The 23442-nt window shown below is 44.6% G+C and carries 23 protein-coding genes; 14 read left to right on the plus strand and 9 right to left on the minus strand.

From position 1 onward, the window contains the following. Positions 1 to 143: 143 nt before the first annotated feature. The 3 genes from FE781_RS16600 to FE781_RS16610 form a co-directional block, all read right to left on the minus strand. Complete coding sequence (locus tag FE781_RS16600) at positions 144 to 2660, minus strand: DEAD/DEAH box helicase (protein WP_170209577.1); 2517 nt, start codon at positions 2658 to 2660, stop codon at positions 144 to 146. 5 nt (positions 2661 to 2665) lie between these two features. After that, on the minus strand, positions 2666 to 4957 hold the full coding sequence (locus FE781_RS16605; protein WP_138790735.1) for a site-specific DNA-methyltransferase: 2292 nt from the start codon (positions 4955 to 4957) through the stop codon (positions 2666 to 2668). 155 nt (positions 4958 to 5112) lie between these two features. Next, positions 5113 to 7392, minus strand: a complete 2280-nt coding sequence (locus tag FE781_RS16610) for a UvrD-helicase domain-containing protein (RefSeq protein ID WP_379253407.1) — start codon at positions 7390 to 7392, stop codon at positions 5113 to 5115. A 685-nt stretch (positions 7393 to 8077) separates the two neighbouring features. On the opposite strand from FE781_RS16610, the gene FE781_RS17930 reads away from it, so the two are divergent. The 4 genes from FE781_RS17930 to FE781_RS16630 are packed head-to-tail and all read left to right on the plus strand — an operon-like array spanning position 8078 to position 11029. Continuing rightward, on the plus strand, positions 8078 to 8611 hold the full coding sequence (locus tag FE781_RS17930) for a DUF6431 domain-containing protein (protein WP_138790736.1): 534 nt from the start codon (positions 8078 to 8080) through the stop codon (positions 8609 to 8611). Between the two features lie 48 nt (positions 8612 to 8659). Then, positions 8660 to 10012 carry a DDE-type integrase/transposase/recombinase gene (locus FE781_RS16620; RefSeq protein ID WP_138790737.1) on the plus strand — a complete coding sequence of 451 codons (1353 nt, stop codon included), beginning with the start codon at positions 8660 to 8662 and terminating at the stop codon, positions 10010 to 10012. Beyond that, positions 10005 to 10805, plus strand: coding sequence for an ExeA family protein (locus FE781_RS16625; protein WP_019007860.1), 801 nt, complete (start codon positions 10005 to 10007; stop codon positions 10803 to 10805). Before FE781_RS16620 ends, FE781_RS16625 begins: the two co-directional genes overlap by 8 nt. 17 nt (positions 10806 to 10822) lie before the next feature. Then, a complete protein-coding gene (locus FE781_RS16630) occupies positions 10823 to 11029 on the plus strand; it encodes a DUF5348 domain-containing protein (RefSeq protein WP_245554951.1) in 207 nt (68 codons plus the stop codon). 339 nt (positions 11030 to 11368) lie between these two features. Here FE781_RS16630 and FE781_RS16635 read toward each other — a convergent pair whose 3' ends face one another. The 4 genes from FE781_RS16635 to FE781_RS16650 all read right to left on the minus strand — a co-directional run bounded on the left by FE781_RS16635 (position 11369) and on the right by FE781_RS16650 (position 15648). Further along, positions 11369 to 12865: an LCP family glycopolymer transferase gene (locus FE781_RS16635; protein WP_138790738.1), complete on the minus strand. Its 1497-nt coding sequence runs from the start codon at positions 12863 to 12865 to the stop codon at positions 11369 to 11371. Between the two features lie 41 nt (positions 12866 to 12906). After that, the gene (locus FE781_RS16640; protein WP_342774320.1) at positions 12907 to 13584 is read right to left on the minus strand and encodes an ankyrin repeat domain-containing protein; all 678 of its coding nucleotides are present in this window, start codon (positions 13582 to 13584) and stop codon (positions 12907 to 12909) included. Positions 13585 to 13626: 42 nt separating this feature from the next. Continuing rightward, positions 13627 to 13821, minus strand: coding sequence for a hypothetical protein (locus tag FE781_RS16645; RefSeq protein WP_138790740.1), 195 nt, complete (start codon positions 13819 to 13821; stop codon positions 13627 to 13629). A 78-nt stretch (positions 13822 to 13899) separates the two neighbouring features. Further along, the gene (locus FE781_RS16650; RefSeq protein WP_138790741.1) at positions 13900 to 15648 is read right to left on the minus strand and encodes an S-layer homology domain-containing protein; all 1749 of its coding nucleotides are present in this window, start codon (positions 15646 to 15648) and stop codon (positions 13900 to 13902) included. 228 nt (positions 15649 to 15876) lie between these two features. Between FE781_RS16650 and FE781_RS16655 the strand changes: the two genes are divergently transcribed. From FE781_RS16655 to FE781_RS16690, 8 genes are all read left to right on the plus strand, one after another. Continuing rightward, the gene (locus FE781_RS16655; RefSeq protein ID WP_138790742.1) at positions 15877 to 16239 is read left to right on the plus strand and encodes a helix-turn-helix domain-containing protein; all 363 of its coding nucleotides are present in this window, start codon (positions 15877 to 15879) and stop codon (positions 16237 to 16239) included. 357 nt (positions 16240 to 16596) lie between these two features. Next, entirely contained in the window at positions 16597 to 17091 is a 495-nt protein-coding gene (locus tag FE781_RS16660) for an antirestriction protein ArdA (RefSeq protein WP_170209579.1), read from the plus strand. Positions 17092 to 17140: 49 nt separating this feature from the next. Next, the gene (locus FE781_RS16665) at positions 17141 to 17635 is read left to right on the plus strand and encodes an antirestriction protein ArdA (protein ID WP_138790744.1); all 495 of its coding nucleotides are present in this window, start codon (positions 17141 to 17143) and stop codon (positions 17633 to 17635) included. A 125-nt stretch (positions 17636 to 17760) separates the two neighbouring features. Further along, positions 17761 to 17979 (plus strand): hypothetical protein, encoded by a 219-nt coding sequence (locus tag FE781_RS16670; protein ID WP_138790745.1) that lies wholly within the window; start codon positions 17761 to 17763, stop codon positions 17977 to 17979. 38 nt (positions 17980 to 18017) lie between these two features. Continuing rightward, the gene (locus tag FE781_RS17565; RefSeq protein ID WP_170209580.1) at positions 18018 to 18194 is read left to right on the plus strand and encodes a hypothetical protein; all 177 of its coding nucleotides are present in this window, start codon (positions 18018 to 18020) and stop codon (positions 18192 to 18194) included. Positions 18195 to 18255: 61 nt separating this feature from the next. Then, positions 18256 to 18435 (plus strand): hypothetical protein, encoded by a 180-nt coding sequence (locus FE781_RS16675; RefSeq protein WP_138790746.1) that lies wholly within the window; start codon positions 18256 to 18258, stop codon positions 18433 to 18435. A 114-nt stretch (positions 18436 to 18549) separates the two neighbouring features. Continuing rightward, complete coding sequence (gene radC / locus FE781_RS16680) at positions 18550 to 19152, plus strand: RadC family protein (RefSeq protein WP_281281920.1); 603 nt, start codon at positions 18550 to 18552, stop codon at positions 19150 to 19152. A gap of 398 nt (positions 19153 to 19550) precedes the next feature. Continuing rightward, complete coding sequence (locus FE781_RS16690; protein ID WP_138790748.1) at positions 19551 to 20342, plus strand: hypothetical protein; 792 nt, start codon at positions 19551 to 19553, stop codon at positions 20340 to 20342. 380 nt (positions 20343 to 20722) lie between these two features. On the opposite strand, the gene FE781_RS16695 is transcribed toward FE781_RS16690, so the two are convergent. Both FE781_RS16695 and FE781_RS17570 read right to left on the minus strand, forming a co-directional pair. Further along, positions 20723 to 21805 (minus strand): hypothetical protein, encoded by a 1083-nt coding sequence (locus tag FE781_RS16695; RefSeq protein ID WP_138790749.1) that lies wholly within the window; start codon positions 21803 to 21805, stop codon positions 20723 to 20725. A 100-nt stretch (positions 21806 to 21905) separates the two neighbouring features. Next, a complete protein-coding gene (locus FE781_RS17570; RefSeq protein ID WP_170209581.1) occupies positions 21906 to 22079 on the minus strand; it encodes a hypothetical protein in 174 nt (57 codons plus the stop codon). Between the two features lie 121 nt (positions 22080 to 22200). Here FE781_RS17570 and FE781_RS16700 point away from each other — a divergent pair, with 121 nt between their 5' ends. Both FE781_RS16700 and FE781_RS16705 read left to right on the plus strand, forming a co-directional pair. Beyond that, positions 22201 to 22779 (plus strand): helix-turn-helix domain-containing protein, encoded by a 579-nt coding sequence (locus FE781_RS16700; RefSeq protein WP_138790750.1) that lies wholly within the window; start codon positions 22201 to 22203, stop codon positions 22777 to 22779. Then, on the plus strand, positions 22779 to 23360 hold the full coding sequence (locus tag FE781_RS16705; protein WP_138790751.1) for a recombinase family protein: 582 nt from the start codon (positions 22779 to 22781) through the stop codon (positions 23358 to 23360). Before FE781_RS16700 ends, FE781_RS16705 begins: the two co-directional genes overlap by 1 nt. The last annotated feature ends 82 nt before the right edge of the window (positions 23361 to 23442 follow it).

The raw sequence follows: 23442 nt of genomic DNA on the forward strand, positions 1-23442 counted from the left end.
CCTGCAAAGAGCGGCAAAAATGCTCCAAAACTAACATGGAAACCGATCATTAGGGAAAGTTCCCCCTCACAACCCAGCCAGCAACCCGAAACTATTTTTGAAAATCGACTTTTTCAGGAGCAACTAATTAACCGCAAATCTTATTAATCAGAAAGAGTATCGAAAATAGTGTCTAAATGTTCATTATCATTTACCCTCGCTACTGCTCTTCTTACCGTTTCATTATTTAAGTTCAATCGCTTTAAAGCAGAACCTTTTTTACGAATTATTTCAATTCGTCCGAAACTATTCCAATGGTTCTTCGCAAACTCAGCTAAACCAACGGCCTTTTTCCAATTGTCATCATAATCTTCTCTATGAGGCTCTAAAACATCAATGATATAATTATCCCCGTCTTTTCTAACTATAAGAAAATCGGGATAGAAAGATTTAATTTCATCTCCATCTTTATAAGGAACGCATAAGGCCCATGGTTTTCTATCATAATTTCTGAGCCACGCAACAACCTCTTCTTTTTCAATTTCATCCACAATGGTTGACTTCTCCCAGCTGTTAAATACAGCAGGAAAATTATTATCGTTATCAACATATAGATGTTTATCGTAATAGGCAAATTTCGGATCCGATTTATCGACATTTACCATTATAGATGGAGGTGCACTAAAATGAATGTGTTGTGGATCTTTTGCCATAATTTTTATTTTATTGTATCGTTCTTCTTCAGAACTGGATAGAGAACGAATCGCAATTTTATGTTTCTCGAATAATGTGTTAATTCGGTCATCACAAACTTGTTCGAGTTTCTCGAAAATCTCTTGATTCTGAAGTGTTAGGAATAATTCTAACTTCGGCCTATTTGGATCTTCTGAATCATAATAAGTTGACCAATACTCTAAATGCAGACCATCGCCTAATCTTTTCCCACACCTATTAAAGAGTTCGGATATATTAGCCTCAGTTAATTTTACTCGTACAGGATCACCTGGTATTTCAGTCCAAATACCTTGTTCAACAGTCACTGGGTATACAACTATTTCATCAGCTTCATCTACTTGTGTGCTAAAATCAGGATCAGAAGCTTTTAACAACTCTTTTTCAGAATGAAGTGTTTCAAGAATAAGCTTCTTTGATTCTTCGTATGCCTCAGGATCGATTCCATGAAAAGAAGTAAGCAGTCGTGAGAGTTTCATCAAACGACGTAAATTAGACATCTTTTTTGTCTTTTCAATATAATATGTCGGAATCTCCTCTAGTGCACGGAATAAAGCTTCACTGTTTTGTCTTCGGGTTAGAATCACTAAGTTATTCCCATCTTCAGGTTCTGTAGGTGGAACAATATCTGGATCACTTTTAAGAAATTCTATTACTTGTCGCAGTCCCTCTTTGTTATAATACGGGAGATACAATGAGACTGTGTTCAATAATTCATTCCTCTCTACCTTCCTGGCTAAGGGCGTACGCACCATCCTACCGATTAATTGAGCTATAAGAGTAAAGTCTTGTGCTCGACGAAATGACATCATTACCTCAGCACGTGGACAATCCCATCCAGTTGTTAAGCTTAGTTTGAACAAAACAAACTTTACATCTGTAGTTTCCTGTATCTGTGACGCATCAATCTTCCTAATTCTTCTATTGCCTACTGGAATATCAAAATCCTCTTCGAAACAATGTCTAATTTCTTCCTCCTTAATTGGCCCAATTTCTTCTTCGAGTGTTTTAATAACCATTTCGAGATCTGTACGGGTAACACTATCCTCACTTCTATCTTCAACCTGTATTACCATTACAGGATTAACTGGGCCAATGCCTTGAGATTTAGTATATTCATTCCAAGAATCTCTCATTAAGAGCCATTGCCTAGCTGCAGTTGCAAGTAATGTCCAATCCGAAGGTTGCCCTTCTTTAGGATGATGTAATATTATCTTATCTTTCAATAAGCCTGATGTCCTTACTTCTTCAGGGTCTATAGTGACTTCTCTTAATATTCGATTTTGTTGATGCTGTGTGCTTTGGATTAGTGTAAGAAATCTACCAGGTGTTGCAGAAATTCCAATAATCAACCTGATCGGTAGAAGACCATCTTCGGGACTTCCGTATATAAATTTTTGAACAATAGTCTTCGTGAAATTTTCTTCACGCGTATTTTGGTTCATTCCACGATGAGCTTCATCAATAATAAGATAGAACTTCTCTCCAAAACGAAGCTGAGTGTTATTTATAGTTTCCCAAATTGTAAAAAAACGTTTATCTCCTTTTATAGTTAGTAGTTTGTCTCTACCTAATTTCTGAGTATTAACAAAATAGAGCTTACCTGCATCTAATGTTTCCTGATCAAAATCGGAGTCAATAATTACAATATCGCTTTCACGAATACGATCTGAAGAATCAAGTATTTTTTTACGCGATTGTTTATTTAATTCCGGTTGATCAGAAAGCCAAAGGAAGACAGCTTCTTCCTCGGCTAAAAAATGGTCAGTACCCTCAAGTACAGCCTCCATCAATGCAGCGGATATTACTGTTTTCCCTGACCCGGTGGGTGAAGATAAAACAACAGCTTGAGGTGCACCACCTTGACGAATTTCATTTTTCGCGTACATAACTTGTTTAATCAATTCTTTAACAGCTATCTCTTGAAAGTCTTTGAGTTCTATTTTCATAATATCTAATCCTTCCATTGTCTATTGATTTCAAAATTTTTGAGATAGTTTTTGTACAACATTAATACATTTGGAACATTAAGTTCAGCCTTCATTTCAAAGAAGGCTTCCTCAGAATTAGTAATTAAAAAAATATGAGTGAGTTCTTTTCCACTGATTTCTTTAAGAAATTCTTTGAACTTCGTTTCCTGGATCAGTATGGCAAAAGGGCAATCTGTAGGAATTAACCACGGAACGGGATAATCTGTTATAGGACAATTACCCTTCGCACCAGCCATCATCCAAATTATAGGAAGTATTGCCTTAAACTGCCTTCCCAAAGCAACTTCATTGGGATCAAGAAAATCAAGCTTGAAATAATCGAGATTTGTTGGAAATCCCAATGACATTGGACGAGTTTTTTCCTCTAACACTATAATTGGCCCTAGGATTTCATTTATTCGATTTTTTATTTGATCAAAAATTCGGTTATTTGAAGTTATAATATAAAAATCAGTAATATGCTCTTTTCCATCCAATAAAGAAAGATACTCATCAGCCCTTTCTTCATCAAAAAGAATGGAAGCATTATTTTTAGGATCATCACTTACGTAAAACGCTGTATCCCTCTTTATAGCCGATTGTGGAATGCCTTCTATTAATGCTACAAGTTGTTTTTTCTTTGTTGCAGTATTCAAAAACGAAGAATCTATAAAACCAATTTGTTTAATCTTGCGTGGTTTGTTTTTCTCAACTGACTGGTTGGTAATATATTCCCCCGTAAGTTGCGAGCCATCATCCCTGACACCTAAGATGGTATATTTACTACGTGGCCAAGTAATCGAGCGACATATTCCGTGCTCTTCCCACTCAGGCTGTCCGGGTTGCAAACCTTGCTCAATTAGACTTTTTGACTCATCGTCCGATACTTCATTATTGGTCACCATAATACATTGTCTTGTACCATCATCTTCAGCATTCAGAAGGTTCACTGCATTAAGTGTGGTTCCTGATCCTGCAAAAAAATCGACAACAATAGCGTTCTTATTGTGTTTTGTGCAGGCACGGATACAATCAAAGACTGTATATAATGATTTTGGATATGGAAATTGAACTCCCAATACTTCACTAACTAATTTACTTCCATGTGTTCCAGCATCAAATCTAGAACCAGTCCAAACGGTTTTATTCCTTTCACTCGCTCGTCCAATTTGTAACTGCTTTTCGCCATTTATTTCAGTGACAAAAATACGATCAAGAATTTCTGTGACTGTGTCCCGGGCATAACGCCATTTTCGTTCAATCCTATGCGAATCAATTGGCCAAAACTCAAGAGTTCCATCCTCATGCTCAATGACTGCAGCTGAAGGATGAAAATCATCATCCGGAACTTCTCCGATCTTGACCACTTTCCCATCTTTAACAAATATAGGATAGAAACATTTATTTCTACCGAACTCCCTTTCTGATGAACTTCCCCATCTTCTTAACTTATAGAGTTCACCGAATGAACTGCTTACTCTATCAGAAATTACTGCTGACTTTTTATACACGAATAAAGCGTATTCGTGTAAAGATGAAAATTTATCCCCTTGTGTCCCCCTAGGATGATGAACAACTGTAACACAAGTAATCTCATAGTTACGGAATACATCCTTTAACAGTAACCAAAGTGTTGCTAATTCATTATCGTCTATTGCACAAACTAAGACTCCATCTTCTTTCAATAACTGTTTTGCCAGCACTAAACGCTTTTTCATCATTGCTAACCATTTACTATGCCGCCAACTATCATTCTTATCTACATAGTCATTATTGTACTTCCAATCACGTGCTCCTGTATTAAATGGAGGATCTATGTATATGCAATCAATTTTTCCTGGATATAAGTATTCAAGTAACTGTAATGCATGATAGTTATCTGCTTCAAGCAAAATGTGATGTGGTGCTTTTGGATCACCATTTGATACACTATCAATCGGAATAAGTGCAGGATATATAGGGTCGCCAAATTGTTTAACTACAACTATCTCATTTACTGATACAATTTGTAAACTTCCATCAGCATCTTTTACCATTTCAACTTTATCATTCAATATTCTCTTTACACGAAAAGTTTCGTTTAACTTTCCTGTTTTTTTAGCAACCCTAGCTTTTGGTCTTATAGGAGCATTATAAACCGGTACAACCTCAGGTATATGATGTTCAAACACCAACCCAAATTGCTTATTTTCTTTTAATTTTTTAACTTCATCAGAAATTACCTTTCGAAGCTCGGGATCTGATATTTGATCAATCATTTCTTCGATATATGCCATTGTACTTTATCTCCATCCATTGTTGTTTTATCAAAGAAAAATAACTCGGAACAAAATTTAGATTAATAATTTCACCAATTTAGACTCAAAGTCCTTCTAACAATAATATTTGCATTACGGGAAACCATTAAATTGTTAATTCATTGAGATTACTATTAGTGTGACAAGAACGTAATTTCCTTGCTCCCTTTCTCCATCGGCGATTTGCACAACGGACATTCTCTTGTTGGTAACTCTGCTTCTTCATAGGTTTTAATGCGTTGCCATGCGGTGCATTTGCCGCTGGTACATATCCATGCATAAACCGTGTCGGTTTGCGTCCTTTGTGAAGAATAAGATTTGCTTGCCCCCGGTTGCCGGTTCCCCGTATCATTGGCAGACCGTTTGGGGAATGCATCCATTATATACCTTGATACCGCCGCCTTCTTCCCTCGATGATAGGCCGGGGAGCTTATCACTAAATCATCCTTGGCACGGGTAACAGCTACGTAAACGAGACGTCGCTCTTCTTCCATTGCGGCTGTAATTTTGTCGCGGCCTGCATGCGTGGTGAACACGTCGCTCATTTTCTCCGCATCAAAGATAGAATTGTGTGGCATGTTGCCTTCGGATGCTCCAATCAAGCAGACAACAGGAAACTCAAGTCCTTTGGATTTGTGAATCGTCATCAGCGAAACCCTGTCGTCATTTTCGTGCTGGCTGTGATCCATTGCTTTACGCTTCTCTGCGACTTCAGCGATAAAGGAAACGAATTCTTCAATGGATGAAAATCGTTTCGCTGACGATTCTAACTCATCCAGCGTTTCACGCATGATTTCTTTGTGATGGGTCAGTTTGTTCCGTTTGTTTGTCTCCAGAAATTGATCGTAAAACTCGCGACGCATTAATTGAATCGCATCAACCGGTTTCATTGACTTTAACGACTTGATCAGTTTGAGACGTTCCATGAGTTTCTCTTTCTGAAAGTCCTTGATATCAGGATACGACATTAGATGAATCAGCGGCCACTTTTTCTTTTGTACCTTTTCCTGATCGAGGATGAATTCCATGCCTTGCTCCCGGTTGATGTACAATGTCGGCAATATGCCTTCCATAGCTTCAAAGTCCTGCGGATGCAAAGCAAGACGAATATGGTCAACAAGGGGCTTAACCAGCCAATGTCCGTAAAACGATTCTTCACTTCCGTAATCGACAAAGGGAACGTCATCTATGACAAATTGTTCGATGATTGCACGGCTGTTACTCGCCGTCCGATACAGGATAGCAAAATCACCGAAACTTCGTTTTCCCTGCTTAACTTGACGCAGAATATATTTTGTAATAATCTCCGCTTCATCATCGGTATTCTTAGGCCGAATGTATTGAGGCTGAGTTTGGTTTTGCCGTTTTGCTTTCAGCGTTTTCTTTTTCCGCCGCTTATTATGCCTGATCACTTCATTGCCAAGTCCGACGATACTGCTTGCAGAACGGTAGTTGATATCGAGCGTAATCGTCTTGGCGTCCGGGTATAACTTGTCAAAGTTCAGTATGAATTCGTTCCTTGCTCCGTTGAAGGAGTAAATTGTTTGGTCATCGTCGCCGACAATCATCAGGTTGCGGTGCGGTTCGGTGATCATCTTGATCAATTCGTATTGCACCATATTCGTATCCTGAAACTCATCGACCATGACGTATAGAAACCGCTTCTGCAACGCGGCCAACAGCGAAGGTTTTTGTCGAAGCATATTATAAGCAAACAGCAATACATCGTCGAAGTCAATTTTGTTGTTAGCCGTTTTCCACTTCTCATATGCATCAAAAATCTGTTTCAGTTCTTTTTCCTCGTCGGTTGTTTCCGGTAAACTGTCCACATTAACCATCTGCATTTTATAAGAGGATAGCAAGGATAGTAACGTTTCCGGCTGATATTCATCCTGGAGCCCCATCTCACGCAAAATACGTTTCAGCACGATATGCTGATACCGTGTTTCGCTCAGAATGTCTTGTGTTACACCATGTTTTCGAATGATTTTAAGGAAAAACGAGTGAAACGTGCGGGTTTGAATGATTGCCGCTATATTTTCATCCATCCCAGGCAAATGTGCGATTCGGTCACGCATTTCCTCTGCCGCTTTTTTGGAGAACGTAACCAGCAGTATGTTTTTCGGATTGATGTTACGAACTGTGATCAGATAGCCTGTCCGGCATACCAAAACTGAAGTCTTGCCTGAACCCGCTCCTGCAAGTGTAAGCAATGGCCCTTTGAAATGACGTACAGCATGTATTTGCTGTTCATTCAAATAGATCCCCTGCTTCTCCAATGATCGAAAGAAAAAGGCATCTTTATCAGTATTGGGTATCAGGTCTTTGCTTGTTTCTGTCTTTGCGGTTTGGGCAATAGGGATCGTATGACTTCCCGCTTCAAGCGGAGTTTTGAAAAAAGTCCGGCTACTCAAACAATCACCTTCATTTAACTCGTGAAGCTCGTGCGTTGCGTTCTTTCTCCACCGAGTGATCATATCATGGGCGGTCAGTCCGTTGATAAGTGGGATTGGCAGCGATTCTGAATAATACTTTCTTGCCATCTCCTAAACAACAGACACCTCTTTAATTCTATCACAAGGCATTGGGTCCTTCTTCCTGATCTTGATCAATATGTTGAACTCAATTAGGTTTTGTTACCCCTATTGGGAGTAGAAACGCCAAAATCGCAATTTTCTGGCTCAGTACCACTTAACATTGGCTGAAATCCTGATAGATATTAGTCATACGCCGAGATTCCAATCTGAGAATGGTTAAAGTCGGGTGATCAATATTCTATATATCGTCAATATCGATGAATTGTAACGAACATCTACATAAAAAAGCCGAATTCGATTTGAATCGGCACGTAGAGTTAGAACACTAATAGCAAGATCGAAGTAATTTTATCCGTCCTTTTGTTCTGGCATACCACACGTTCCTTATGAATGTTACCGCTGAAGCATAACGTCCAATTGCTGATGGGATTGCCTGTCCGGAAGTTGCTGAATATAATGACCGTATCACAGAAAAGGAAAAGGATGCTTCCCTTTTATGTGGGCCTGCAGCAACAGGCTCACGGGATGCATCCCCTACCCAACATGATCATTGTAACAGAGTATGAGCTGGTTGAGAAGACTCCCGGCGTTTTCAGTTCGATGTGCAGAGTTGGTCCCCTCACCTTGTTGTGGAGAAGCGCTTAGTGTGATCGGCAGTCGGCGGCGGAAACTAGTGAGCGAAAGCGGGGATCGTCGCGTGCTCTCCATCCGCCGGTTACGGTGCGGCCAATGCCGAAAGATTCATCACGAGCTGCCAGACTGCATTGTGCCGTACAAACGGTACGAATCGGCATGCGTAGAGCAGGTCGTTACCGAACCGGAGTCGGTATCCACAGCGGCGGCAGATGACGCTACGCTGCGCCGCTGGAAACACTGGTTTTACGAACAGATCCCGTACTTGCTCGGGGTCCTCACCTCAATCGCCATTCGCTTTCATCAGGACCCTGTGGAGATGCCGTCCGTCCCTTCGCAGTCTGCACATCATCGTATCGGACACTACGTCGGGGACGCCCCCGGCTGGCTGGCGCGAATTGTCCGCCCGGTCGTCAATTCAAATTTATGGGCACATACCCGTTCTGCATTCTTGTCCGGCTAATCCTGCGGTAGACTCATCTCGAAGTCTACTAGTCGAGGTGCAGAATGGATGAAAGATCAGAAGAAGGCCGAGGCTGTTGCATCGGCACGCGTACAGTTGCTGTCGCCGCTCCTGGCGGAGGGGCTCGACCCCGCGAAGGCTCGAACGATCAAACAGCGGATCTGCGAAGATACCGGGCTCTCCGAGCGCACGCTGCGCCGGTATTTGGCGAAGTACCGCGAAGAAGGTTTTGGCGGTTTGAAACCCAAGGGCAAGGGACGCCGGCCGTCGGAATCGACGATCCCGGCGGAGGTGCTGGAACAAGCCATTCTCCTGCGGAGGGAAGTACCAAGCCGAAGCGTCGCGCAACTCATCCAGATTCTTGAGTGGGAGGGCCGCATCCAGCCTGGCCAGATCAAACGCAGTACATTGCAAGAGCGGCTGGCCGAGCGCGGTTACAGCACGCGCCATATGCGCATGTACGCCGAGTCCGGCGTCGCCGCAAGGCGGTTTCAGCAGCGGCATCGGAATCGTCTCTGGCATTCGGACCTTAAGTATGGTCCATATCTCCCCATTGGCCCAGGCGGCGCCATGAAGCAAGTCTTTCTCGTCACGTTCATTGATGACGCGACGCGGTTTGTGCTGCACGGCGAGTTTTATCCGGTTATGGATCAGACCATTGTCGAGGACTGCTTCCGGAAGGCCATTCAAAAATTCGGCGTTCCCGAGGCGGTTTACTTCGACAATGGCAAGCAATATCGAACCAAGTGGATGACGCGTGCCTGTTCCAAGCTGGGTATTCGGCTTCTCTTTGCTCGCCCCTACTCACCAGAGGCAACCGGCAAGGTTGAGCGATTTAACCGTGTGGTCGATGCGTTCTTGAGCGAATCGGCGCTCGAAAAACCGAAGACGCTTGAGCGGCTGAACGAGCTGTTTGCGGTGTGGCTGTCGGAATGCTACCAGAACAAGCCGCATTCCGCGTTTGAGAACAAGTTCAGCCCGGAATCGGCTTACCGCAGCGACAAGAAGGCGCTTCGGTTCGTCGACCCGGACGAGCTGGCAAATGCCTTCCAGCACTGCGAGAGCCGGAAGGTCGACAAATCCGGCTGCATCAGCTTCAATGGCCGCAAGTACGAGGTCGGTCTCCCATTCATCGGCTGCACGGTGGATGTCGTCTTCGATCCGGCAGACATCACGGAGCTGACGATCGAGTACGAAGGCCATGAACCTTGGCGCGTACGGGAGCTCGTGATCGGGGAGAGAGCCGGGAAGCGACCGCCGCTGCCCGATCATTTTGGCTCAGTGCCGGCGGATTCGTCGAGACTGCTTGCGGCGGCGGAAGAACGCGGACGGGAACGCAAGGAACAGCAGGCGCAAGCCGTCGCTTACCGCCGCGTGAACAAGGAGGATCGCCATGTTTGAGTCCTTCTACGGCCTCGCTCGTTCACCATTCTCTCGGGATATGCCGACAAAGGAACTGTATGAATCGGTTATGCTCGAAGAGACGCTCGGCCGTCTCGAGTATGCCGCTCAGCGGCAATGGTTTGCTGTTGTAACCGGCGATTGCGGTACAGGCAAGACCACAACGATTCGTCGTTTTGCCGAGGGGTTAAACCCCGCGAAATTCAAAGTGCTCTATGTATCGGATTCCAAGCTGACGCCGCGGCACTTCTACAAAGGGCTGCTCGAGCAGCTCGGCTGCGAGTCGAAGTTCTACCGCGGCGACGCCAAGCGGCAGTTGCACCGCGAAATCGAGCTCATGCGCGGCATTCACCGGCTGCAGCCCGTTGTGGTCGTCGACGAGGCGCATCTCTTGGATCGTGAGATGCTGGAGGAAGTGCGTTTCCTGCTGAACTTCAAGATGGATGCGCAAAGTCCCATGGCGCTCATCCTTGTCGGCCAGAGCGAACTGTGGGATCGCCTGAATCTGCAGGCCTATGCCGCCATCCGTCAGCGCATTGACCTGCAATGTAAGCTGCCTCACTTCGACCGGGCGCAGACCGGGGAGTATATTCGCCGTCATATGACGTACGCCGGAACCGAGCACGACATCTTCACCGACGGTGCGATTGATGACATCTTCCGCTTTTCGAGCGGGGCAGCACGGCTCATTAACAAGGTCTGCACACACGCCCTGATTTATGGGGCGCAGAACAAACATCGGATCATCGACGATCATATGGTCAAGCGTGTCATTCAGGGTGAACTGTCATGAAAGGACCTTGGGTAACGATGATCTACGATCGGGAGGCGGACTGCTGGACCGTCCGGAAGGCAGGAGGCACCTACGCGGTGCATTGTGGCGAATGCTTTGAGATACGCGTTGGTGATCGCGGTATTCGGTGCCGGCTTGAGCTTGACCGGAATTGGTATGTCATCATGAGAGAAGCGCGATTCAACTTGAGGAGTAAAGATATTTACCAAGTCCGGTTCGTCTAACGACAAGCAGAGGGAAAGTCATCCGTGCTGACTTTTCCTCTTATCTCTTCACTAAGGACACGATTTCTGGAAAACCTTGGACACCTAACACTGTCATATTCCGGCCAATATGGGTTGGCAGTAACATTATGAAACCCGCCAATAGCAAACGGCCCTTAAACAATAAAGCACAAAGCAAAGAAGGTAATATGCAATCCATAATCCGAGACCAAATCCCGCCTTTCGGCCATCATTAATAAAGCGGAGAGGCTCGCCCCCTCCGCCGCATACCGATTCTGTTGACATAGATAGTTTTGATGCCGATACTCAACACATTGCAACAATATTGCTCTACTGTTATCAATCGCTCTGAGTCCTGGAATCATCGCTCAGTATACTTTTTACGTATGACTTTATCTGCTTAGGTTCAACGTAAAGTACGGCTTTTCCGTTTACTGATTTTTCTTGTATGAGTTCCATCGGCGGCAATTGAATACTGTCAAAGCTTTCCGTGTCGATTTCAAAGCCAAGTTTGCCCAACTTTATCATATCATCGACATTGAGGTTCGTTTCGATGAATGGCTCGATAGCTTCTATTAGGTTCGGAAGCTCCATAGCCGTCGTAGTAGTCAGCAACTTTTTGGCGATTGCCTTCAAAAAATTTCGTTGCCGTTCCGTGCGTGCGAAATCGCTCAATGCATCATGTCGGAATCGAACGTACTGCAATGCCTTTATTCCGTTCAAGTGCTGATAACCCTTTTTCAAATGGATTTGGTATATTGACGTTGGATCGTCATTGGAATCGACATAGTTCATATCTTTCTCTATTTCTATGTCAACGCCGCCCATTACGTCAATCAAATTGATAAAGCCCGGTAAATTCATGTACACATAATATTGGATTGGGATACCCGCCCATTCTTCGACTGTTCGCATTGCCAGACTGGAACCGCCCATTGTAATCGCCTTGCTGATACGATCTTCACCATAACCCGGAATCTTTACATATGTATCACGGAGAATGGAGAGCAATTTGACTTTTTTCGTTGCAGGGTCGATAGAAACGATTATGATGCTGTCCGAAGATTGAATCTCACTATTCCGGGAATCGCCGCCCAATAACAAAATGTTAATCTGGTCTGTGTTCTCCAGCATTTCTGGAGCGGTTGTCTGAATTGCCGGTGCTTCGCTTTCATTTGTCATCGTCTTATTGGTCGTTACATTTGCCTTCTCAAGTGCGTCATTGAACATTAGAAAGGTTCTGGAAAAGAAAAACAGCCCTGCAATTAAAGCCAGTAAATAAGGCAACGTCAACACGGTGAGAGGCAATACCATATTCGTTCCGCCTGCCGCTGCGATCTCTGCTTCCCGTGACTCATGCTTATTTGGGTCTCGAACAATGGCGATGATTTTCCTTTTTGCTTGATGCAGATATAACTTGTTTGCAAAAAAGCCCAGCACCGGTTTAGGGATGCAACAGATAACCAGCACCAATGGGAGAAGGCCGGGGCTCTCGATCGGGTTCCATTCACTGAACACCGAGGCAACAATCACGTTGCTCCAAACAAACCAAATGATGAGATAGAAGACACAGTAAAGGTACATCTTTCGGTACATCAGCCAGTAAGCATCAAACAGAAAGGCAGGCCAGTTCCAACGGCTATTGCGTCTCCATTTCTGTAAGTATACATCGGCGTTTTTGCCAATGAACCAAGAAAGCTCTTCTTCGGAAACACCACTCGTTTGGGTCTCAGTGATGTTCTGCGGTCGATGATTACCGGCATCTATCCGTTGCCCGCATTGCCCGCAAAAATTTTGATTGTCCTGTAGTGTATGTCCGCAATTTGTGCAGTTCATGTCTAACTCCTTTGCCGTAATCTTCGAGGTAACTTTTCTCGTTAATGAAGCCGAATCTTGGCACCGTTAACGGTTGTATAGTCCTCTGGATGTGTTTGTTCCCGCGGCGGAGATGTTACGGTTGCTCCGGCTTCTTCAAGCATGAGCAATGCCTCTTGGTTATACGTCATTTTAGCCAGCATGACTCCTTGGTTTGGGTCTGCACCGCTCTCCAGCATCAATCTGACAATGTCGAGTTTATCATACATGATCGCGAACTGAAGACCGCCGTTGATATCGGCCCCGTGCCGAATCAATAACTCCACTGCTTTTATTTGTCCCCTCTCGATTGCATCTTTCAGTGCATATGGATCATCGGCAACATTTATGCCCGCTTCAATCAATAATTGAATGACCGGTACCGGATCATCAACGTAATTTATGGCGATAGATAGATTGCCAACGAGTATCTTCTCCCCGCTTCCGTAGTTCGCTTGCTCATTCGGACTGGCACCATGGGCCAGAAGTTTTCTTATCATGTTTATGTCGCCGTTTCTAACAGCAAGATTCAATGGTGTGTACGCAGAATCGGTATGTGCATTCGGATCGGCCCCGAGTTTCACCATCCAGTCCACCATGTTCATGTCTCGTTCGTTTACTGCGGATAACAATAACCGTTCCTTTGGCATAAGCTTCACAATCATTACGACGGCAATACAACACGCTAGCAAGGACAACATGATCTTTATAAACAGCCTCACTGGTTACCTTCCTTTCAATGCTTAGTAGTATCCGGCTCTCATCTTGTCTTCGATGTTAGTCGCAATCACAAGCAAAATTACGCCGACAACCAAAATGATGAATCCGATCCCGATTTGTGTTCTCTTCTTCTTTCTAATCGAAGCAAGGATATGTACAATGCCGGAAACTTCCGAAACAGCACCGATGATTTTTAGCAACAATGCCAAGGTTGCCATTGAATGTACCTTCTTTCGTATGATTGAAGTGAAGTCATAATGTAAATAAAGGGAGCACGGCGGCTCCCACAGGAAAACTTACAAATTGATGCGGCGAATCGCTTTATTGTCGTCATCATAAACAATAACGTTGCCATTGCTGTCGAAACTCAACTGGCTGATTTTATTGATCGGGTTGCCGTCATTGTAGGTCAGGTCTTTTCCTGCAATGAAAGTAGACAACTTGCCATTCAGATTCAATTCGTAAATGGTTGATCCGCTTGAAACGTAGAACATGCCATTGTAGGCCGTAACGCTGTTAAAAGTAAGATTATCGAACGATACAACCGTCTCAACTTTTCGAGGGAACAACTGTATTTTTGTCAGGGTGCGATTACCTGTGTCGAGCACATATAAATTGTTATCAGCAGTGATGACATCCAGTGGTCGATCATTTACGTTGTCATATCTGCTAAACGTAACTCCGGTAGCATCCTTCTCACTTGCCAGCAGTTGCGACTCGGAACCGATTGCGGCAGAGTATATAAAGGAATCCGTCCAGTTCCCGCCCCTGCCATAGATAAAATTGTTATTGTTATCAATACGGAAGAATCGATAGTTATAGTCCTGCCTGTTGTTCAAACCGTATGTGGAGAGTGAAACGGCAGACGATGTTAATTCAAAGATTTGATCTGTCCACGGATTTGAGAAGCTAAATCCAAGAAGATATAATCGATTATTTGCATAACTGTAAGTCAACTTTTTGGCTCTAAAATCATTGTGGTCATAGTAAACAACTTTTCCGTCCTTTGAGAAGCTACCGTCAAACTGACTATCAACCGATTTGAATGTCTCGACCCGTCCGTTGGATTTATTAAACTTCCGGATTTTATTCTTGGATTGGTCGAGGAAAAATATATTGTCCTCTTTGTCCAAAACCATGCTGTCCACTGCATTAATTTTGGCTATGCTTACTGGCCCATCTACGTCTCCCTGCCCCATTCCGCCAACAAGGGTATCTACACTAAATTTCGCCGCTTGTGATGGTTGTTGCGGCTGGCTCGGTGTTGATGGATTTGTTGCTGGTGTAGTCGGTTGTGTTACCGGCGGCGTAGGCGTTGTTGTGGTCGTTTGATTTCCGCCGCCAACACCTTTGTTATCATTACCGTATTGATAAGCTCTCCAGAGCAATGTAGCGGCCTCAGCACGGGTTATCGAAGCCTGCGGACGGAATGATTCATCCTGATAGCCGGATACGAGTCCATTTTCGACAGCGACAGCAACGTAATCCTTGGCGGCTTCGGAGATACCCGCGTAGTCTTTGAACATAGCTTCAATGATCGAGCGGTTGGCTAGACGGGCAACGTCGTAGCCCTTGAGTTTCACCAACGCAACGGTTATATCTTCGCGTAATGCAGGTGCAGTCGGGTTGAAGATGTAGCTTCCGTCAGCGGTACGATAGCCCGTCATATAATCTTTAACAGCCTCAATATACGGAGAATACCAGTCCGTCGGTTTGACATCCGAAAACGAAGAATAGTTTACTTTCTTCGCTTGTAGACCCGATGCTTTAACGATGATCGTTGCGAATTCGGCTCGGGATACCTGATTTTCCGGCCTGAACTTACCGTCAGGGTAGCCTTCGAGGACTTTGCGGGACGCCATTTCGCTTATGTATTTATTTGCCCAATGCGTATTGGGCACGTCTGCAAAAGTGACGGTCGGAGTATTGGACGGTGCGTTTTGCAATTCCTCACCGTACCCAGGCAGTGCCGCCGATGCCGTTCCGAACAAGCTGAACACTAATATTACTGCGACGAGTAAAGATGTAATTTTCTTCACTGACATAGGCTCTTCTCCTTCTGTTGATAGTTTTTAAATAGGTGGCTTATGATAAAATCAAATTCATCTCTTTTTTCTGTTGGTGACGCCCTCCCTCTCTCTGATGAAAAATGTAGAATCTTGGCAATAGCCAGACAAGCCTATTATACAACGAATAAGTGTAGTTAAAAAGTTCTCCTATCATAGGATAAAAGTCTTGCTCTCACTCTACTAATCTGATGTAGAGGTGATGGCATGGCAGAGTTTATCCATATAGTTGGCAATCAAATTCGCAAGATTCGGAAGCTCAAAGGCATGACGCAAGAGCGGCTGGCAGAGAGATCCGGTCTGAGCTTCAGCTATATTAGTGACGTTGAACGAGGTACCCGTAATATATCGCTGGAATCGTTGGGCAAAATCATCAGTGCATTGGGTGTGAAACCCGCTCAACTGTTTGAGGATATTGAAGAATTGCCGATGCATTATGGCAGTGACAATATTCGCACTAAGATTGAGGACTTAAACGCTATGCTAAGCCAACGTCATGCAGATGAAGTGGACTTCGTGATCAAAGTGGCCCGCGAATTCCTGAACACTATTGATCGAAGGAAGCGTTGACGGCTATTTAATGGAGGAAAGATCGGCCCTATTTAGGCAAAAATCATATACATTTTCCGGAGGCACCACCCTGCTTTTATAACAAGGGGTGGCCAGCCGTTTAATGCCCCACCCGGTTACATATGGACTGCTTTCTGCTGTTATACAGCGGACGGCAGTCCTTTTTGTTTGGCAGGCATAACAGCGAGGACATGGAAGGTGAGAGGCTTCCACGATAACAAGGAGGGATGCGTTTGTTCGGTTGGTAATGATTGTCGGCGTAGCTGTCGGGGGATGGAAATTGCATCCTCAGGTAACGGTGGTTGCGTGCAAATGTCAATGGAATGTTTGGTCTGATTGAACTGGAGGCGAATGGACATGCAGATTCAGATTTATGTGACTGGAGAAGGAGAAACGGTTGGCCGCTGGCTGTCATTACCGATGCATCCGGATGATCTGAGGAAGGCTATGCAGGAAATTGCGGATGGCAATGAAGCGTTGGAGATTCGGGATTTTGAGGCCCCATTTATTATCGAGAGGGACGACGACGTATTCACTGTCAATGAGGTCGCCGCTGTCATGGCTCAATACGATCATCGGCTTGTGTATGCCCTTTGCGGATGTACGGATAATGCAGATCAGGTCATTCGCATTCTGAATGGCGGACAGCTCCGTGTGTATTATGACGTAGACAGCCTCTATGACGTAGCGGACGCCATGGTGCGGTCAGGGTACTATGGCCGCGTTCCTGTCACCCTTAAGCGGTTTCTCGACTATGACAAGTTGGTTCGGGAGTTAGCCGATGCAGGTTGGCACTTTCAGCCCGAGGTTCGTGTTGCTGTCCAGCCGTTCTATGCAATGGATGCCAATTGATAACCGGGAATTCGGCTGAATCGCGAAAATAATCAACGGAGGAAATATAATGCAGATCAACGTGTATATTGCCAATCTGGCGAAGTACAACGAGGGTAAGTTAGTTGGCCGTTGGGTCACATTGCCGATGGAACGGCATGAACTGAAGCAATGCATCCGGGATGTGCTTGGCAAAGACGAAGAATACGCGATTCATGATTATGAATCTCCATTTGCCATTGGCGAATATGAGGATGTGTTTGCCATAAATGATGACATGGAGATATTGAACCGTTACGACGACAGGCTGGTCGCGGCACTGTGTGAATTTCTAGGCAATCGTGACGAGGTGATTCAGGCCTTGCAGGCCGGGGAGTTCATCGTTTACTACGACATCGATGATTTGACCGACGTTGCGGAGCAGATGGCGGAGGAAGGACTGTTCGGCCATGTGCCGCCGTCGCTGATGCCATATCTGGACTACGGCAAGATCGCCCGGGATTTACAGCATGACGGATGGTATTTGAGCCGTCAGTTGCGGATTGCCGTGCGGTTGCAGTCCTAACAGCCTGACATTTAACTCAATATCGTTGATTTGCCTGCTTGAATCAAGCGGGTTATTTGTCGTGGGCATTTGACAGTGAAAATCCGGTAGTGAGAGTGCCGGAACATGGAAGGGAGGTGAACGCAATGGTAGTACGCAGGGGTTTGCCGGAAGAATTGCAGACTTTATTGAAGCAACTGGTCGCCAACGGCAGTGTGCGAATCGCGGGCACATTGCTGTACGCATGGTTCAGACGCTGTTGGGAGTTGGACGATGAGACAGCGGCCTATTACATGCGACGGTATTTTGAAAAGTATTTCAGCCGTCAACTCCAGTCTCACCGGAAACATGCAGGTGCAAAGTGACCGTCGGTTCCAGACTAAGGCAAGGAGGTGAAACGAAGATGAATTATCAGGCGTTCAAACGCAACAGCCAGAAGGAATATCTCGGCTACTGTGAACTGAAGGGCTTCATATACAGCGTGCGGATCGACAGTGACAAATACGCTGTCGTTGCCCTGAAGAATGGGCAAGTTGAAGTCTTGATCACGTACCGCGTGAAGCACGAAGTATCCGTCTGATGTTGCTTTGATGGGCAACGATGGACGGATTTTTTATTTCCCCAGAAGGAGGTGAGGACAAATGAATCGTTTGCAAATTCTCCGGAAGCAAAAGCAGTTCTGGCTATCAGTGAAACGCACACTGGACAAGAATGCTCCGATGTATACCGAGGAAGGCATGCAGTATGCCCGTGTGCTTACCAAGCTGGTGCTCATTGAACTGGAGATCGAACAGATCCAAAAAGAAAAAGCCGCCCGCTAATCGGAGCGACTAAGAAATAAATTATCTCGCACCCATCTTAACTCAATTTCATCACATCACGCAAGAGGGAGGCCGCCGTGGCTTCCCTTTTTGCATGTTCAGGAGGTTATTGCATTGAATCATTACGATACCATCAAGAGCCTGTTTGCTCAAACATTGGCCGAGCGTCCGGGTTCCTACATCGTAGAGGAACTTTTTTCCTGCTTCCCCTCAATTGCTGATTTGATGTCTGTCACAGAACAAGAACTGATGCAAATCAAGGGCGTTGGCAAAGTCCGGGCAAAACAAATCCTGGCCGCACTCGAATTGGCAAGAAAGCTGAATGTGCCGGTGGAGTCTCAGTACATTATTCGGAGTCCCCGTGACGCTGCCAACCTTCTCATTCCCGAAATGCGGTATTTGCAATGCGAGCATTTTGTCGTTCTGTTTCTGAATACCAAGAATGGTGTGATCGCAAGAGAAACAATATCAATCGGCAGTTTGAATGCTTCTATTGTACATCCGCGTGAAGTGTTCAAAGCGGCCATCAAACGGAGCAGTGCTTCTATTATTGCGGCTCATAACCACCCGAGTAGCAATCCGATTCCTTCTTCAGAGGACATTCAGATTACAAAACGTCTTGTGGAATGCGGAAACATCATTGGAATTGACGTGCTTGATCATATCATCATCGGCGGTGATCAGTTTTATAGTATGAAAAAACATGGATTGATTTAGCTATGACAAAACGCGGTGTTCTCGGTCAATGCAAATCGACGGCACCGCGTGTTTTTTACCAATCTGATTTGAGAGCGAGGGAAAAGCATGCACCGCAGACAATGGGTTGCCGCATACGAGAAACTTGTTCTTCTTTCCGATAAATACAGCCAACGAATTGCAACATGCAAGGAATCATGGAGGTTGTCATTGGCGGCGTTTACCGCACTCAAGTCAATTGGTATCAGGAGACGCTTTTCGAAGTCATATCGGCCATTTTGGACATTCAATACAGCCTTGAATTGAAATTACGGTTAATCGAAGCGGAGAAGGCGTTTCTTGCCCGGCTGATTGACCGAAATCGTGAAAATCATTAATTCGATCATCTTCATTTCATGATACACAGGAGGACAACAGAGATGAGCTTACATGCACAAAAGTATTCGTTGCTGGCCGAATCCATTTCAAAAACACAGAAAGTTATTCCAACAATGTTGGCGGTTCGCACGTTAAAGTCCGATGTTCAGGTGGATCACCTGAGCCCGGCAGACTCACTGGCAGATTCGGTCCAATGTATTTCATCCATAACCGGCGACTGTTTTGAAATTCGACTAATACGGAGACTTGCTCGGGAACAGCTGATTCGGCTGGCTTATTTTGCTCAATCATTGGAGATGAATTGCAGTTGGAAAACAGCGGCCTTTTCCAAAGAAAAAACATCCCCGCCGTGCAGTTTTCTTATTGATCACCATCGGCGTATGCTGTATGTGGGTGTTGAAGTGCTTTATCAAAGCCATGAAGTTGTGCTCAATCTTGCCAAACACATGATTGAGTATCTATCCATTGCCTCTGACGGCCAGAATCGGCCCTCAGAAGGCTCTTTTCATTTTGTGAATGGAGAAAGACTGCTGATCGGCCAGACGGCCTCCGTCACCCTCATTCTTGACCGTGAGAAAGGATTGCGTTTCCCGTCAATGGTTGCCCTGTCCGACAAAGAGAGGATAGTCCATATTGCTACGGTCGGGGATGAGATCTACATCCGCTCAATTGTGTGGCGGCTGTTTCATCAGACTTATGAGCCATTGAAGTGTTACTCCTACAGCGTAGAAATTGATCAGGACGCGGAATCGTATTTCATTCCTCTACCGCTGAATGTGCTTTTTGTGCTGAAATGCGTACCGAAGATGACTTTTAGCGTATGTGCGATTTGATCCCAATGCCTAAAAGGTATGCATACCCGATTACAAGAAGATGGGCCGCTCGCTTACGCTCGCGGCCCGCCGATTAAAAAACCACCCCACCGCCCCATGAGGGGCCCGCAAGGACTACCGCCCTTGCAACCCGTCACTCGGCGTGAGCCGTCCCTTAGCTGACGCCAAGGGCACACAAAAGTGTTGGCTGTCGGAATCGCTCGTCAAGGCTGAAACAAGCTCGGCTCCGCCTCGGCCTTGACGGCTTTCTGTCAGCCAATAACGTTACGATAGAAAAACAAAACATATTTCGGGTCATTATTCTCCGCCAGCAGAATAATCGGGACTACAAGCAATTTTTCTGGCCCGAATAAAGACACGAGTATTTGGAGTGTTTTGTGCTATAATACCATTAGACATTTTTTGATTGGTCGTTTCTTCAGCTCGCCTGCTGATGAAGCGACTTTTTTTGTTCTTAAATTTGAATCCTTATGAACTTTGAGCGGCGGAAGGTCAACTTCAGAGAAATGAATCTCGTCCATCCCGAGGACTTCCTTCAGCTTGTTGTAGATGTCATAGTAAGTTGACCTCTGATATTTCATCTTGCAGTAGCCTTTACCGTAAAGGTGCAACTCAGATAGAAACGCGAGCAACATACTTTTCGTTCTGACGCTAAGGCTCGTCCCGTTGACAGCGTCAAACATACCCTTAATTGACGTATGTTTAATAGGTTTCGTAAGCCCCAGTGAATTCAGACCATCTTGGAGTACCTTAACCGCAGTCTGAGGTTTCAGCAATTCAATCGCTTGCCTTGTGGGACTGTATTTCCTCATTTCGTCATAGGTTAGCTCAATCTCGTACCGTAGCAAACCTTGAGCATCTTGTAGATGTTGTGCTTTATTCGGGTGAGTTGACTTCTGCTCAACTTCTGCTCGCTTATCGTAAAACTTATGGATGCTCCGGTTCCTTTTTGTTGGATTACGCTGATAGACAACGGACTCCAACTTGTTGCCATCAGCGGCCCAGTATGGCACAGTCTTGTACCCGCCGGGCTTTTGTATGCTGGACAGCAAGTTCAGATAATCCTGTAACTGCAGGCCGACATTGAAGTTTTTACAAATATGCAGTTTTTCGACTTCCCAATCGTTGTAATGGGGCACTTGCGAGAGTGGTATTTGCAGTTTCCCAGCGATATACCGACGAAGCTTCCTTAACAACGGCTCAATGTCAACTTGCTTCAACTCGTAAACATTGCTTCCGTAAAGATAGTGCGGCAAGGATAATTCGAGTTTCAACCACGCTTTATTCGGGTCATCTTCCTTGTACTTGTAAAAAAGGCGTGGTTGAGAGTCATCGTATTGGTCAAACAACTCGCATGTGACGAGACCCCTTTTCATGGTTTTCTTAACCTCACTCCAAGAAACTTGCTCGATTTGTGCTTCTGTGAGTTTGACCCCTATATCGAATTTCGCTGTATCTATCAAGGTTATGTCCTCCTTCAATCCGCAGTCCCGAACAGTTTCTGACCTACTTAGTGGGAACGGCATTTTTAGTTATAAATTGAATTGCAAAAGAACCATCTGTTCAAGCTGGCGGATCACGTTTTTGCTGGAAATAATAATCAATGATCTGAGCAAGCTTGGACAGAAAAAGTTGCTCTACACGCCGCCGCTCTCGAAGAAACTCAACTAAATCTTGACTATCTTCAGGAGCAAATGCATTTTTTGTGTCAATGAAATCATATGGCTTTCTTGACACCCGACATCACCTCCTTTTTGTAAACTATTTTATTTACAGTTCTTGATTTATATTTTTATCATAATGATTTATTGTTGTAAAGTTTTTATTTTACGTATATACTAGGTTTGAGGTGAAAACAATGAATATTGCAGATTTAATCAAATCGAAGCGAGTCAAAATGGAACTGAGTTATCGGGAGCTTTCGGAAAAGACCGGTGTATCTCATACCTACATCCGGGATGTAGAAACAGGTAAATACGCACCGTCCTTTGAAAATGCAGAAAAGTTGGCGAATGTACTTGGAATCGAGATGGAGCAAATTATTTTATTGACATACCAAGCCCAATTTCGCCAATCACTTTTTGACCTGATCTCGACTTGTCATAAGTACAACGTCAAAATGCCCTACGACAAATGGTTGGAGACTAGTCTGCCTCTACAACCGCTAAATTGTGAAGATACCGTGATTCACGATTTTGCAATGAGTACCCTTAACCGACTCCATAATATTGCTGATCAGAGTGAGCTTACTGATCGTATAAAATTGCTGTCCGAGCTATCGTCACTGCAATATAACCCTCAGATATTCTCATGTATCTCCGACATTCTTCACATGATAACGGTTTTGTTATTAAAATCCGGCAACAAGCCAACCGAAGAAATGATACAGCAAATATCTAAAATACTAGAAAAGTACAGCAACGAGGTGAGTAATTGATGAATAAGAAAACAGCCGCTATTTATGTTCGTGTAAGTACAGAGGAACAAGCAACTGAGGGATTTAGTATTCAGGCCCAAATATCTGAGTTGGAACGTTATGCATTGCAGAATAATTTGGAGATAGTAGAGAGGTACATAGATGAGGGGTTCAGCGGTAAAACGATTGAAGGCCGTCCGCAAATGAGGAGGTTGCTGAAAGAAGTAAGCCAAGGTAAATTTCAGTCAGTCCTCATATACAGAACTGACCGTCTCTCAAGAAAAACTAAAGACTCACTTGAGATCATCGAAATATTGCAAAAGAACAACATCCAATTATTCAGTATCACTGAGAAAGTTGACCTCTCAAATCCAGTCGGTATTGCGATGTTTCAAATCATGAGTTCCATCAATGAACTTGAACGCAATACAATTATTACCCGTGTCAAAATGGGTATGACTGAGCGAGCGAAGCAAGGGAAGTACAACGGCGGAATTGTATTAGGGTACCAAGCTGTAAATAAGGAATTGATAATCGATGAGGATGAAGCTCATATTGATAGCGTCCCGTCAAGTGGTGTAAAATCGATTTCTACTTTGTGACTCATATTTATTTCTGCAAGAGCATAGCAGACGTTAAAAGGGCTTGTTCTCCTTGAACCACTTTGGCCATGGACTCTTTGCT

This window comes from Paenibacillus thermoaerophilus (genome assembly GCF_005938195.1).
Classification (GTDB): domain Bacteria; phylum Bacillota; class Bacilli; order Paenibacillales; family Reconciliibacillaceae; genus Paenibacillus_W; species Paenibacillus_W thermoaerophilus.

Coding starts and splice junctions, on each gene's coding strand:
- FE781_RS16600 (WP_170209577.1), bottom strand. CDS start 2,660: ATGAAAATAGAACTCAAAGACTTTCAAGAGATAGCTGTTAAAGAATTG.
- FE781_RS16605 (WP_138790735.1), bottom strand. CDS start 4,957: ATGGCATATATCGAAGAAATGATTGATCAAATATCAGATCCCGAGCTT.
- FE781_RS17930 (WP_138790736.1), top strand. CDS start 8,078: ATGAGCTGGTTGAGAAGACTCCCGGCGTTTTCAGTTCGATGTGCAGAG.
- FE781_RS16620 (WP_138790737.1), top strand. CDS start 8,660: ATGAAAGATCAGAAGAAGGCCGAGGCTGTTGCATCGGCACGCGTACAG.
- FE781_RS16625 (WP_019007860.1), top strand. CDS start 10,005: ATGTTTGAGTCCTTCTACGGCCTCGCTCGTTCACCATTCTCTCGGGAT.
- FE781_RS16630 (WP_245554951.1), top strand. CDS start 10,823: ATGATCTACGATCGGGAGGCGGACTGCTGGACCGTCCGGAAGGCAGGA.
- FE781_RS16635 (WP_138790738.1), bottom strand. CDS start 12,865: ATGAACTGCACAAATTGCGGACATACACTACAGGACAATCAAAATTTT.
- FE781_RS16640 (WP_342774320.1), bottom strand. CDS start 13,584: ATGTTGTCCTTGCTAGCGTGTTGTATTGCCGTCGTAATGATTGTGAAG.
- FE781_RS16645 (WP_138790740.1), bottom strand. CDS start 13,821: ATGGCAACCTTGGCATTGTTGCTAAAAATCATCGGTGCTGTTTCGGAA.
- FE781_RS16650 (WP_138790741.1), bottom strand. CDS start 15,648: ATGTCAGTGAAGAAAATTACATCTTTACTCGTCGCAGTAATATTAGTG.
- FE781_RS16655 (WP_138790742.1), top strand. CDS start 15,877: ATGGCAGAGTTTATCCATATAGTTGGCAATCAAATTCGCAAGATTCGG.
- FE781_RS16660 (WP_170209579.1), top strand. CDS start 16,597: ATGCAGATTCAGATTTATGTGACTGGAGAAGGAGAAACGGTTGGCCGC.
- FE781_RS16665 (WP_138790744.1), top strand. CDS start 17,141: ATGCAGATCAACGTGTATATTGCCAATCTGGCGAAGTACAACGAGGGT.
- FE781_RS16670 (WP_138790745.1), top strand. CDS start 17,761: ATGGTAGTACGCAGGGGTTTGCCGGAAGAATTGCAGACTTTATTGAAG.
- FE781_RS17565 (WP_170209580.1), top strand. CDS start 18,018: ATGAATTATCAGGCGTTCAAACGCAACAGCCAGAAGGAATATCTCGGC.
- FE781_RS16675 (WP_138790746.1), top strand. CDS start 18,256: ATGAATCGTTTGCAAATTCTCCGGAAGCAAAAGCAGTTCTGGCTATCA.
- FE781_RS16690 (WP_138790748.1), top strand. CDS start 19,551: ATGAGCTTACATGCACAAAAGTATTCGTTGCTGGCCGAATCCATTTCA.
- FE781_RS16700 (WP_138790750.1), top strand. CDS start 22,201: ATGAATATTGCAGATTTAATCAAATCGAAGCGAGTCAAAATGGAACTG.
- FE781_RS16705 (WP_138790751.1), top strand. CDS start 22,779: ATGAATAAGAAAACAGCCGCTATTTATGTTCGTGTAAGTACAGAGGAA.